We start from the raw sequence: 12,480 nt of genomic DNA, 5'->3' as shown, positions 1-12,480 counted from the left end.
TTATGCAGATTTATAAAGTCGGCGGCGCGGTCCGCGATCGCCTGCTGGGCAAACCGGTCACCGATATCGACTGGGTTGTGGTCGGCGCCACGGCGGACGAGATGCTCGCTAAAGGCTTTCGTCCGGTGGGAGCGGATTTTCCGGTGTTCCTTCATCCGAAAACCGGCGAGGAATATGCCCTTGCCCGCACCGAGCGCAAAAGCGGTCGCGGTTATGGCGGGTTCACTTTTCACGCCAGCCCCGAAGTCACCCTCGAAGAAGACCTGATCCGCCGCGACCTGACCATCAACGCCATGGCCGAGGATGATCAGCAGAATCTGACCGACCCCTATCATGGCCAACGCGATCTGGATGATCGGGTATTGCGTCACGTTTCTCCGGCGTTCGCCGAAGATCCCCTGCGAGTGTTGCGTGTTGCGCGGTTCGCTGCTCGTTATGCAGGACTGGGATTTACCGTCGCGCCCGAGACGCTTGAGCTGATGCGCGAGCTGAGCGAATCCGGTGAGCTTGAGGCGCTGACCGCTGAGCGTAGCTGGAAGGAAATTTCCCGAGCACTGATGGAAGATCAGCCGCAGGTATTCATTCAGGTGTTGCGCGACTGCGGCGCGCTGAAAGTGCTGATGCCAGAGGTCGACGCGTTGTTCGGCGTGCCACAACCGGAAATCCATCATCCGGAAATCGATAGCGGGATTCACACGTTGAGCGTGCTCGAGCAATCGGCGCTGCATAAACAACCGCTGACAGTGCGCTGGGCCTGCTTACTGCACGACCTCGGTAAAGGTCTGACGCCGGAAGAACACTGGCCACGGCATATCGCGCATGAGCACACAGGCCTGAAGCTGATCAAAGCAGTCAACGAACGCTTCAAAGCGCCGAAAGACTGCCAGGAATTGGCACTACTGGTTGGTCAGTATCACACCCATGGCCATCGCGCCCTGGAGCTGAAAGCTTCGACTTTGCTGGAGTTGCTGCAGAGCTTTGACGTTTATCGCCGACCCCAGCGGTTTGAGGAGTTTATTGTCGCCTGTGAGATGGATGCTCGGGGACGTAAAGGACTGGAGCAGCGCAGTTATCCACAGGCGGATTATCTGCGTGGCGCGGCGAATGCTGCACGTGGCGTGGCGGTGCAGCCGTTGCTGGAGAAGGGTTTTAAAGGCCCGGAGTTGGGCGAAGCGCTCAAGCGTGAACGGCTCAAGGCTTTGAAGGCTTACAAAGAGCGCGCATGAGGCAAGATCAAAAGCTCGCAGGCTGCGAGCTGTTGTTTTAAATGTTTGCCGGGGTCAATTGCTCGCCGCGCCACTCGAACGCTACCGGCGCCAGCACCTGATCGATCTGCGCTTCGGCCCACAACGTTGCGAAGCTTTTTCCCACGCCCGGGTGTACTCGATCCGGCGCAATCAGCGACAACGGCCACAGCACAAAGGCGTTCTTCAGAATTTCTGCACGCGGCAGGAGCAATCCGTCGAAGTTGCCCGCCAGATCGCCATACAGCAGTACATCGATATCCAGCGGCAAACCCTTGCGATCCGGCGCATAACGGCCGTTATCCGCCTCAATGAATTTCAAGCGGCGGTCCAGTTCCATCAACGGCAGGTCGGTAAACGCCGACACCACGAAGTTGAAGAACGGACCGCTCTTGATCCCCACTGGCTGACTCTCGAATACCGCCGAACAGCGGATATCCACCAGAAACGTCGCCAATGCATCAAGACCTGCCCGCAAATGAGTTTCGCGCTCGATATTGCTACCGAGCCCGAGGTAGACCTGAGTCAGCGACATCCGCGCTCGATCTCCACGCCCACACCGCCCTTGGCGGCAGGCACTGCACCAGGCTTGGTCAGCTTGAGTCGCACCCAAGTGATCTTGAATTCGCTCATCAGCACTTCGACCAGGCGCTCGGCGAACGTCTCGACCAGTTGAAACTGCGCCTGCTCGGCAAAGGCCTGAATCCGTGCGGATACACTGGCGTAGTCGAGCGCCAGGGTCAGGTCGTCACCGGCTGCGGCCGGGCGATTATCCCAAGCGAAGCTCAGATCAAGACGCAGGCACTGTCGGATGCCGCGTTCCCAGTCGTAGGCACCGATCACGGTGTCGACTTCCAGGCCCTCGATAAACACTCTGTCCAAGCCTTTTTCTCCGTTGCACGACAAGGGCGCGATGCGCCGTTAGAATCAGGGCGTCCTCGCCCGGAATAGTTAGCATGTTTTGGTCACTGGCGATTCTCGCCTACCTGCTCGGCTCGCTGTCCTTCGCCATTTTGCTCAGCCGCCTGACCGGAAACCCGGATCCGCGAATGAGTGGCTCGGGCAATGCCGGCGCCACCAACATGCTGCGCCTGGTCGGCCGCAAACTCGCCATCCTGACCCTGCTCGGTGATCTGTGCAAAGGCCTGCTGCCGGTGCTGCTCGCTTCGGCAATCGGCCTGTCGCTGCAGGATCAGGCGTGGATCGGCGCGTGCGCCGTGATCGGTCACCTGTTCCCGTTGTACTTCCGCTTTCGCGGTGGCAAAGGCGTCGCCACGGCGGCCGGCATGCTGCTGGGCCTGTATCCGCCCGCCGCGCTGCTCGCCGTGTGCGCCTGGCTGCTGACGTTTTACCTGACACGCACCAGCTCGCTGGCAGCACTCATCGCTACGCCACTGACCCTGCCGCTATTTGCGTGGCAGGAGCCTGCGGCGCTGTTGCCGATGAGCGCGCTCACGCTGCTGATCGTCTGGCGCCACCGCGGCAATCTACGCGACCTGTTTGCCGGGCGCGAACGGCATTTTTAAATACCGCCCATGCGCCCCGCTCATCACAGCGGCGACAACTGCTCCATCGGCCAGCGCGCCTGCACGCTGATCGCCAGGCTTTCCTGCTGACCGGCCTGCAAGCGCTGGCAACCGGCAAACGCGATCATCGCGCCATTGTCGGTGCAGAACTCCGGACGGGCGTAAAACACCTCGCCGTGCATGCCGCCGAGCATTTTTTCCAGCGAAACCCGCAGAGCCTTGTTGGCGCTGACTCCGCCAGCGATCACCAGACGCTTCATGCCAGCCTGCTTGAGGGCACGCTTGCACTTGATGGTCAAAGTCTCCACCACGGCCTGCTGGAACGCCAGAGCGATGTCGCAACGGGCTTGCTCACCGTCGTCCCCGGCGCTGACACATTGCTGCCAAGTGTTCAGAGCAGAGGTTTTCAGGCCACTGAAGCTGAATTCCAGACCTGGGCGATCGCACATCGGACGCGGGAAGGTGAAACGTCCGGCAACGCCCTGCTCCGCCAGCTTGGCGATTTCCGGCCCGCCCGGATAATTGAGGCCCATCATCTTCGCGGTCTTGTCGAACGCTTCGCCCGCTGCGTCATCCAGGGTCTCACCGAGCAGGGTGTATTGGCCGATGCCATCGACCTGCACCAGCTGTGTATGACCACCGGAGACCAACAAAGCGACGAACGGGAATTCCGGCGGTTTTGGCTCGAGCATTGGCGCCAGCAAATGGCCTTCCATGTGATGCACGCCGAGCGCTGGAATGCCCCAGGCAAACGCCAGCGCTTGAGCGCAGGAAGCACCCACCAGCAACGCGCCAACCAGGCCAGGACCCGCGGTGTAGGCGATGGCGTCGATCTCGGTCGGCACGCAGTCGGCCTCGGCCAGCACCTGCCGGATCAAGGGCAACATGCGCTTGACGTGATCTCGCGAGGCCAGCTCCGGCACCACGCCACCATAGGCGCGATGCAGGTCGATCTGGCTGAATAGTGCATCGGCCAGCAGACCGCGCTCACTATCGTATAAAGCGACACCGGTTTCGTCGCAGGAGGTTTCTAATCCCAGTACTAGCATGGGTTTGCGCCTTGTTTAGGCTGACTTCGAAGGCGCGCATAATAGTCCTCGAGTGGTGCCCCGACCAGCGGTTTTCGATCAGAGGCTTTGCATTCCGGTCAATGAGGGGTTAACATCCGCAACCCTTAAAAACCGACGACCTCAGCCGCGAATTTTTTGCGACGAGAACGTTGATCCCGGTAATGAAAGAAGGTAGCTCTGGATGCCAGCCGTCAAAGTTAAAGAGAACGAACCCTTCGACGTAGCTCTGCGTCGTTTCAAGCGCTCCTGCGAAAAAGCCGGTGTACTGGCTGAAGTTCGTAGCCGCGAATTTTACGAGAAGCCAACTTCTGAGCGTAAGCGTAAAGCAGCAGCCGCTGTTAAGCGTCACGCCAAGAAAGTTCAGCGCGAACAGCGCCGCGCCGTTCGTCTGTACTAATACACAGACGATCGTAGCAAGCTTCTGCCAAGCCCGGCCCTCAGCCGGGCTATTGGCATTTGCGGATATCGCTTGATGCTTCATCGTCGACGCCGCACACGCGACCGAGACAAATCTGCTTCACCACGTCAGACCTGGCTTTTTTGCCAGCGGTGCACGTCTTTTCTGACGAGTCTTTCAAGGCTACTGACGAGCACACCCACTGATTCCTCTTACGACGATCAGCCCAAGGCACCTGTTTGCGTGCCCGCTTTATGAGCTATCCGGGGCCACACACTGGCCAACAGCGGATTCAGCGCAATACTTTCAAACAGTCGAAAACTGATCGGCATTAACGTCAGTGGATTTTCGGCAGATACACTTCCCGACAGCGATTACGCAACCGACACCGGTCGAGCCGCAGCTTTTGCGCGCTTCACGCAAGCTACCGTGTCCGCTCGCCTTTCGCATCGGACTTATTGCAGCGCAGACGACGAGAACGCCATGGCCGGGCTAATTCCCCAGAGCTTCATTGACGACCTTCTGAACCGCACCGACATCGTCGACGTGGTCAGCTCGCGTGTGCAGCTGAAAAAAGCCGGTAAGAACTACACCGCCTGCTGCCCGTTTCACAAAGAGAAAACTCCATCGTTCAGCGTCAGCCCCGACAAGCAGTTCTATTACTGCTTCGGCTGCGGCGCGGGCGGCAACGCCCTCGGCTTTCTCATGGATCACGACAACCTGGATTTCCCTCAGGCAATCGAAGATCTGGCGAAAGCTGCCGGCATGGAGATTCCACGCGAAGAAAGTGGTCGCGCGCACAAACCGCGACAGCCGACTGATTCGCCGCTGTACCCGTTACTGACCGCGGCCGCTGATTTTTACCGACAGGCGCTCAAGAGCCATCCGTCACGCAAAGCTGCCGTGGATTATTTGAAAGGTCGCGGCCTGACCGGCGAGATCGCGCGGGATTTCGGTCTCGGTTTCGCTCCGCCGGGCTGGGACAATCTGTTCAAGCACCTGAGCAGCGACACCTTGCAGCAGAAAGCCATGGTCGACGCCGGCCTGCTGATCGAAAACGCCGAAACCGGCAAACGCTATGACCGCTTTCGCGATCGCGTGATGTTCCCGATCCGCGATTCCCGGGGTCGGATCATTGCCTTCGGTGGTCGCGTCCTCGGCGACGACAAGCCGAAGTACCTGAACTCGCCGGAAACTCCGGTATTCCATAAAGGTCAGGAACTCTATGGCCTCTATGAAGCACGCAAGAACAATCGCAACCTCGACGAAATCATTGTCGTCGAAGGTTATATGGACGTTATCGCCCTGGCCCAGCAAGGCCTGCGCAATGCCGTCGCAACGCTGGGTACCGCTACCAGCGAAGAACACCTGAAACGCCTGTTCCGCGTAGTGCCGAACGTATTGTTTTGCTTCGACGGCGACCAAGCGGGCCGCAACGCCGCCTGGCGCGCGCTGGAGGCAACACTGCCGAGCCTGCAGGACGGGCGCCGTGCGCGCTTTCTGTTTCTGCCCGAAGGCGAAGATCCGGACACACTGGTGCGCTCCGAGGGCACCGACGCATTCCGTGCGCGGATCAACCAGCATGCGCAGCCGCTGGCAGATTATTTCTTCCAGCAATTGACCGAAGAAGCCGACCCGCGCTCGCTCGAAGGCAAGGCGCACATGGCGACGCTGGCAGCACCGCTGATCGACAAGGTGCCCGGCGCCAACCTGCGTATTCTGATGCGCCAGCGCCTGACCGAGATCACCGGATTGAGCAGTGAAACCGTCAGCCAGCTGGCCCAGAGCGCGCCACAGCATGCGCCGCCCGCTTACGATCCAGGCATCGATTACGACGCAATGCCGGATTACAGCGACTACCATCAGCCGCAGGCGCAAGACATGTACGCGCCGCAGCAGGAATGGACGCCAAAGAAACCCGGCGCCGGCGGCAAGAAATGGGACAAGAAGCCCTGGGACAAAAACGGCAAGCGCGGGGGCGATCAGCAACATCCTCCTCGCACCAAGATCGGCGTTGAAGCCCCAATGTTCACGGCGATTCGCACTCTGATTCACCACCCGCACATGGCGGCCAGGGTGGACAGCGCCAATCACTTTGCGAACGAGGCCAACACCTACGCGCAGTTGCTGGTGGCACTGATCGAGGCGTTACAGAAAAATCCTAAGCTAAACTCAATTCAGCTGATGGCACGCTGGCACGGTACCGATCAGGGACGTCTGCTCAAGGCGCTAGCGGAAAAGGAATGGCTGATTGACGGCAATAACCTTGAACAACAGTTTTTAGACACCATTACTAGGTTATCTGCCGGCCAACACACACAAACCCTGGACGATCTCATCAGAAAAGCGAACGACCCAGGATTGACCGCGGAACAAAAAATGCAGATAGCAAATCAGATGCGCGACCTTTTAAAAAATAGTGTTTCCGCATCAAACCCGACCTCAACTGGCGCGTGAGGTCATAGCTCAGGTATAATCCTCGGCTTGTTTTTTGCCCGCCAAGACCTTCAGTGGATAGGGTGTTATGTCCGGAAAAGCGCAACAGCAGTCTCGTATCAAAGAGTTGATCACATTAGGTCGTGAGCAGGGTTACCTGACTTACGCAGAGGTCAATGACCACCTGCCGGAGGATATTTCAGATCCGGAACAGGTGGAAGACATCATCCGCATGATTAATGACATGGGGATCAACGTATTCGAGGCTGCGCCAGATAAGGATTCCCTTATGCTGGCCGACGCCGACACCGACGAGGCAGCTGCAGAAGAAGCAGCAGCCGCGTTGGCAGCAGTGGAGACCGATATCGGTCGTACCACTGACCCTGTGCGCATGTATATGCGTGAAATGGGTACGGTCGAGCTTCTGACACGCGAAGGCGAAATCGAAATCGCCAAGCGTATCGAAGAGGGCATCCGTGAAGTGATGGGCGCAATTGCGCACTTCCCAGGCACGGTTGACCACATACTCTCCGAGTACACCCGCGTAACCACCGAAGGTGGCCGCCTCTCTGACGTCCTGAGCGGTTATATCGACCCGGACGACGGTATCGCGCCGCCTGCTGAAGTGCCGCCGCCAGTCGAGGCGAAAGCCGCGAAGGCCGACGACGACACCGAAGAGGACGACGCCGAATCTTCCGATGACGAAGAAGAAGCCGAAAGCGGTCCGGACCCGGTTATCGCTGCACAGCGCTTTGGCGCTGTCGCCGATCAGATGGAAGTTGCCCGCAAGGCGCTGAAGAAGAACGGTCGCAACAACAAGGCAACGACTGCCGAGTTGGCGCTGCTGGCCGAACTGTTCATGCCGATCAAACTGGTGCCGAAGCAATTCGAAGGCCTGGTCGAGCGTGTTCGCAGTGCCTTGGATCGTCTGCGTCAGCAAGAGCGCGCGATCATGCAGCTGTGTGTACGTGATGCACGTATGCCGCGTACCGATTTCCTGCGCCAGTTCCCGGGCAACGAAGTCGACGAAAGCTGGTCCGACGGCCTGGCCAAAGGCAAGAGCAAATACGCCGAAGCCATTGGTCGCGTGCAACCTGACATCGTTCGTTGCCAGCAAAAGCTGATCGCGCTGCAAACCGAAACCGGTTTGACCATCGCTGAAATCAAGGACATCAACCGTCGCATGTCGATCGGCGAGGCCAAGGCCCGCCGCGCGAAGAAAGAGATGGTTGAAGCCAACTTGCGTCTGGTGATCTCGATCGCCAAGAAGTACACCAACCGTGGCCTGCAATTCCTCGATCTGATCCAGGAAGGCAACATTGGCTTGATGAAAGCGGTAGACAAGTTCGAATACCGTCGTGGTTACAAGTTCTCGACTTATGCCACCTGGTGGATCCGTCAGGCGATCACTCGCTCGATCGCCGACCAGGCCCGCACCATCCGTATTCCGGTGCACATGATCGAGACGATCAACAAGCTCAACCGCATTTCCCGGCAGATGTTGCAGGAAATGGGTCGCGAACCGACCCCGGAAGAGCTGGGCGAACGCATGGAAATGCCTGAGGACAAGATCCGCAAGGTATTGAAGATCGCTAAAGAGCCGATCTCCATGGAAACCCCGATCGGTGATGACGAAGACTCTCATCTGGGTGACTTCATCGAAGACTCGACCATGCAGTCGCCAATCGATGTCGCCACTGTCGAGAGCCTTAAAGAAGCGACTCGCGACGTACTGTCCGGCCTCACTGCCCGTGAAGCCAAGGTACTGCGCATGCGTTTCGGTATCGACATGAACACCGACCACACACTCGAAGAAGTGGGCAAACAGTTTGACGTAACGCGTGAGCGGATCCGTCAGATCGAAGCCAAGGCGCTGCGCAAGCTGCGCCACCCGACGCGAAGCGAGCATCTGCGCTCCTTCCTCGACGAGTGATACCAGAACCCCCGGCCCAGGCCGGGGGTTTTGTTTATGTGGCAGATTAAATCCCTCGCAACCCCCTCCCCGTGCATACCCCGTCTACACTCGAAACATTCCCCCGAGCCATAACGAGACCGTTATGCCCAGACTGCCGACCGTGCTTTTTTTGCTGTCGCTGATGACCTGGACCGCAACGGCTGGCGCGCTGACTCTGACCGACGAAGAACGTAGCTGGCTGACGGCCCACCCGGACTTGCGCCTGGGTGTCGACGCATCGTGGCCGCCCTTCGAGTTTCGCGACGACCAGAACCGCTATCAGGGTTTGGCGGCGGACTATATCGACGTGATTCGCCAGCGCCTGGCGATCAAGCTCACGCCAATAGAACCGGTAAGCTGGACGGTGGTGCTGGAACAGGTCAAGAAGGGCCAGATCGACCTGCTTCCGGGAATCATGTCCACCCCTGAACGCCAGAACTACTTGTCCTTTACCCGCCCTTATCTGGATTTCCCGATTGTCATCCTCGCCCATGTCGGCGGCCCACAACCGCGCAAGATCGAAGACCTGTACGGCCTGAAGATCGCCGTGGTCGAGAACTACGCGCCACATGAACTGCTGCGCACCCACCATCCCGACCTGAATCTGGTGGCCATGCCCAATGTCAGCTCGGCATTGCAGGCGCTGGCCACCGACGAAGTCGATGCAGTGGTCGGCGATCTGGCCTCCAGCGTCTGGAGCCTGCGCCAGCTCAAGCTCGATGGGCTGTATGTCAGCGGCGAAACCCCATATCGCTATCAACTGGCGATGGGCGTGCCACGCGAGAACAAGATGTTGGTGGGGATTCTCGACAAAATTCTGGCCGACATGTCGCCGGAGGAAATCAGCAGCATTCAGGAACACTGGGTGGGCAACGTCCTCGATCATCGGACATTCTGGTCTGATCTGTTGGTATACGGCTTGCCGGGCCTGTTGCTGCTGATGATCATCCTGGCGGTGGTAATCCGCATCAACCGTCGCCTGAGTTCGGAAATCGCCCGGCGCATCGACCTCGAACAGGAACTGCGCAGCAGCGAATACCACTATCGCGGGCTGGTGGAGAGTCTGTCGGCCATTGCCTGGGAAGCGCGCATCAGCGATTTCACCTACAGCTATGTGTCACCTCACGCTGAGGAGTTGCTCGGATATCCACTGTCGCATTGGCTGATCCCGGGCTTCTGGCGCAACATCATTCACCCGGCGGATCTGACCCGCGCCCAGAGTTTCTGCGATCACGAAGTGCTGGCCGGGCGCGATCACAGCCTCGATTACCGCGTGATCACCGCCGACGGCCGCTGCTTGTGGGTACGCGACATTGTCAGCTTGATCGAGCACGGCCACGAGCCGGTGATGCGCGGCCTGATGATCGACATCAGCGAAACCAAGCGCACCGAGGAAGCCCTGCGCTTGTCCGAACAGAAGTTCGCCTCGGTGTTCCAGCAATGCCCGGACATTCTGGTGATCGCGCGGCTGTCCGACGGTTGTCTGCTGGAGGTCAACAAGGCCTTCGAAGAACAGATCGGCCTCAAAGCCGAGGATGTAATCGGCGAGACCGCCACCAATCTGAATATCTGGGGCATTCCCGGCGTCGGTCCGGGGCTGTTGCAGCGCTTGCAGGCTGGCAGCATCCGCAATCTGGAAATGCCCTTTCGCCGCAACAATGGCCAGTTGTTCACCGGGCTGATTTCCGCCGAGCCGTTTGATCTCGACACTACGCCGGCACTGGTCGTGGTGGTGCGCGACATCACGCCGCTCAAGGAAACCCAGCAGCAGCTGCAAACCTCCGAAGAGAAGTTCGCCAAGGCGTTCCACGCCTCGCCCGACGGTTTGCTGCTGTCGCGCCAGCGCGATGGGCTGCTGCTGGAGGTCAATGAAGGGTTTAGCCGCATTACCGGCTTCAACAGCGCCATGTCGGTGGATCGCTCGGCGCTGGATCTAGGGATCTGGGTCAATCTCAATGAGCGCAAACAGATGCTCGACCTGCTGCACCGCGACGGTTTCGTGCGCGACTTCACCTGCCACATTCGCCGCAGTGACGGGCAGATTCGCCTGTGCGAGGTGTCTGCGCGGCCGCTGCCGATCGGCGATGAAGACTGCATGCTGACCATCGCCCGCGACATCACCGAACGACACTTGATGCAGGAAAAACTGCAACAGGCCGCAACCGTTTTTGAAAGCACTGCCGAGGGCGTGTTGATCACCGACACGCAACAGCACATCAGCGCGGTCAATCGCGCGTTCACTGAAATCACCGGCTACAGCGAAAGCGAAGCACTCGGCCACACCCCGCGACTGCTTGCCTCCGGGCTGCACGACAGCGCCTTCTACGCTGCGATGTGGCATCAATTGACCGACGAAGGTCACTGGCAAGGCGAGATTTCCAACCGGCGCAAGAACGGCGAGCTGTACCCGAGCTGGCTGACCATCAGCGCGGTGCGCAACCGCGACAAATTCATCACCCACTTCGTCGCGGTATTTGCCGATATCTCCAGCCTCAAACACGCACAGGCCAAACTCGACTATCAGGCCCATCACGACCCACTGACTGGCCTGCCGAACCGCACGCTGTTCGAAAGCCGTTTGCAGATGGCGCTGAACAGCCAGCAGGAAAATGGTGGTCAGGGCGCCGTGTTGTTCCTTGATCTCGACCGTTTCAAACACATCAATGACAGCCTCGGCCACCCGGTCGGCGACCTGCTGCTCAAAGGCATCGCCGTGCGCCTCAAAGAGCAGCTGCGCGACATCGACACCGTCGCACGGCTGGGCGGCGACGAGTTCATCATCCTGCTGCCCGGTTTGCAGCAGGCCAGCGACGCTGACAACATCGCCACCAAACTGCTGAACTGCTTCGGCGCGCCGTTCCAGGCGGGCGAGCACGAGTTCTTTATCAGCGCGAGTATCGGCACCAGCCTGTATCCGCGCGACGGCTGTGACGTCGCCACGCTGGTGAAAAATGCCGACGCGGCGATGTACCGCTCCAAAGCCAAAGGCCGCAACCGGGTCGAGAGCTACACCCGCGACCTCACCGCCCAGGCCAGCGAACGTGTGGCACTGGAACACGAGCTGCGCCGGGCCATTGAACGCGACGAACTGTTTCTCTATTACCAACCGAAAATCAGTCTCGATGACCACAGCCTGGTCGGTGCCGAAGCGTTGATTCGCTGGCGTCACCCGACCTTCGGCGATGTACCGCCGGAGCACTTTATCCCGCTCGCCGAAGAGAACGGCATGATCCTGCAGATCGGCGATTGGGTGCTCGAAACTGCGTGTCGGCAAATGTTCGAGTGGGGCCAGGTCTACGAATCCCTCGGCCCGCTCTCGGTAAACCTCGCCGGTGCGCAACTGCGCCAGCCGAATCTGCTCGGGCGCATCGAACAACTGCTCAAGGACAACCGCCTGCGGCCGGATTTACTGCAACTGGAAATTACCGAAAACTTCATCATGAGCCAGGCCGAAGAGGCGCTGGCGGTGCTGCATCAGCTCAAACACCTCGGCGTGCAACTGGCGATCGACGACTTTGGCACTGGCTATTCTTCACTCAGTTACCTCAAACGCCTGCCGCTGGACATCCTCAAGATCGACCAGTCGTTCGTCCGCGGACTGCCCGACGACCCCCACGATGCAGCGATTGTGCGCGCCATCATCGCGTTGGGCCGGAGCATGCAATTCACCGTGATTGCCGAAGGCGTGGAAACCCAGGCACAGCAACAATTCCTCGCCGCCGAAGGCTGCGAACAGATCCAGGGCTACATCGTCAGCCTGCCCCTGCCCCCCGAAGAATTCGCCGCAACGTTTCTGCGCATTACAGTATCGGATTATTCGGATAGCACAGCCGAGAAACCATCGCTATAATCC

At 59.3% G+C, this 12,480-nt stretch carries 9 protein-coding genes; 6 read left to right on the top strand and 3 right to left on the bottom strand.

Annotation, left to right across the window (positions count from 1 at the left end; translation table 11 throughout):
* The first annotated feature begins 2 nt into the window (after positions 1–2).
* Positions 3–1,226 carry a multifunctional CCA addition/repair protein gene (locus ACP7EE_RS22660; protein WP_426236890.1) on the top strand — a complete coding sequence of 408 codons (1,224 nt, stop codon included), beginning with the start codon at positions 3–5 and terminating at the stop codon, positions 1,224–1,226.
* 37 nt (positions 1,227–1,263) lie between these two features.
* Here the strand turns inward: ACP7EE_RS22660 and folK are convergent, their stop codons facing one another.
* Together folK and folB are read right to left on the bottom strand one after the other, a co-directional pair.
* A complete protein-coding gene (folK, locus tag ACP7EE_RS22655; RefSeq protein ID WP_420647213.1) occupies positions 1,264–1,779 on the bottom strand; it encodes a 2-amino-4-hydroxy-6-hydroxymethyldihydropteridine diphosphokinase in 516 nt (171 codons plus the stop codon).
* Complete coding sequence (folB, locus tag ACP7EE_RS22650) at positions 1,770–2,126, bottom strand: dihydroneopterin aldolase (RefSeq protein WP_426205645.1); 357 nt, start codon at positions 2,124–2,126, stop codon at positions 1,770–1,772. Before folB ends, folK begins: the two co-directional genes overlap by 10 nt.
* Positions 2,127–2,200: 74 nt before the next feature.
* Between folB and plsY the strand changes: the two genes are divergently transcribed.
* Positions 2,201–2,770, top strand: coding sequence for a glycerol-3-phosphate 1-O-acyltransferase PlsY (plsY, locus tag ACP7EE_RS22645; protein WP_426236888.1), 570 nt, complete (start codon positions 2,201–2,203; stop codon positions 2,768–2,770).
* A gap of 23 nt (positions 2,771–2,793) precedes the next feature.
* On the opposite strand, the gene tsaD is transcribed toward plsY, so the two are convergent.
* Positions 2,794–3,819, bottom strand: a complete 1,026-nt coding sequence (gene tsaD, locus ACP7EE_RS22640; protein ID WP_420647216.1) for a tRNA (adenosine(37)-N6)-threonylcarbamoyltransferase complex transferase subunit TsaD — start codon at positions 3,817–3,819, stop codon at positions 2,794–2,796.
* A 202-nt stretch (positions 3,820–4,021) separates the two neighbouring features.
* On the opposite strand from tsaD, the gene rpsU reads away from it, so the two are divergent.
* The 4 genes from rpsU to ACP7EE_RS22620 all read left to right on the top strand — a co-directional run bounded on the left by rpsU (position 4,022) and on the right by ACP7EE_RS22620 (position 12,477).
* On the top strand, positions 4,022–4,237 hold the full coding sequence (rpsU, locus tag ACP7EE_RS22635) for a 30S ribosomal protein S21 (protein WP_002551877.1): 216 nt from the start codon (positions 4,022–4,024) through the stop codon (positions 4,235–4,237).
* A gap of 483 nt (positions 4,238–4,720) precedes the next feature.
* Positions 4,721–6,694, top strand: a complete 1,974-nt coding sequence (gene dnaG, locus ACP7EE_RS22630; RefSeq protein ID WP_426236887.1) for a DNA primase — start codon at positions 4,721–4,723, stop codon at positions 6,692–6,694.
* A gap of 67 nt (positions 6,695–6,761) precedes the next feature.
* Complete coding sequence (gene rpoD, locus ACP7EE_RS22625; RefSeq protein WP_420647218.1) at positions 6,762–8,606, top strand: RNA polymerase sigma factor RpoD; 1,845 nt, start codon at positions 6,762–6,764, stop codon at positions 8,604–8,606.
* A gap of 124 nt (positions 8,607–8,730) precedes the next feature.
* Positions 8,731–12,477, top strand: coding sequence for a bifunctional diguanylate cyclase/phosphodiesterase (locus ACP7EE_RS22620; RefSeq protein ID WP_426236884.1), 3,747 nt, complete (start codon positions 8,731–8,733; stop codon positions 12,475–12,477).
* Positions 12,478–12,480 lie beyond the last annotated feature (3 nt).

It is taken from the genome of Pseudomonas sp. TWP3-2 (genome assembly GCF_049897765.1).
Lineage (GTDB): Bacteria > Pseudomonadota > Gammaproteobacteria > Pseudomonadales > Pseudomonadaceae > Aquipseudomonas.
The sequence above is the reverse complement of the archived record's forward strand: the minus strand, read 5'-3'. Positions and strand labels throughout refer to the sequence as shown.

Excerpts from the sequence above, each read along its gene's own strand:
- ACP7EE_RS22660 (WP_426236890.1), top strand. The coding sequence starts at position 3 with ATGCAGATTTATAAAGTCGGCGGCGCGGTCCGCGATCGCCTGCTGGGC.
- ACP7EE_RS22620 (WP_426236884.1), top strand. The coding sequence starts at position 8,731 with ATGCCCAGACTGCCGACCGTGCTTTTTTTGCTGTCGCTGATGACCTGG.
- folK (WP_420647213.1), bottom strand. The coding sequence starts at position 1,779 with ATGTCGCTGACTCAGGTCTACCTCGGGCTCGGTAGCAATATCGAGCGC.
- rpoD (WP_420647218.1), top strand. The coding sequence starts at position 6,762 with ATGTCCGGAAAAGCGCAACAGCAGTCTCGTATCAAAGAGTTGATCACA.
- tsaD (WP_420647216.1), bottom strand. The coding sequence starts at position 3,819 with ATGCTAGTACTGGGATTAGAAACCTCCTGCGACGAAACCGGTGTCGCT.
- rpsU (WP_002551877.1), top strand. The coding sequence starts at position 4,022 with ATGCCAGCCGTCAAAGTTAAAGAGAACGAACCCTTCGACGTAGCTCTG.
- plsY (WP_426236888.1), top strand. The coding sequence starts at position 2,201 with ATGTTTTGGTCACTGGCGATTCTCGCCTACCTGCTCGGCTCGCTGTCC.
- dnaG (WP_426236887.1), top strand. The coding sequence starts at position 4,721 with ATGGCCGGGCTAATTCCCCAGAGCTTCATTGACGACCTTCTGAACCGC.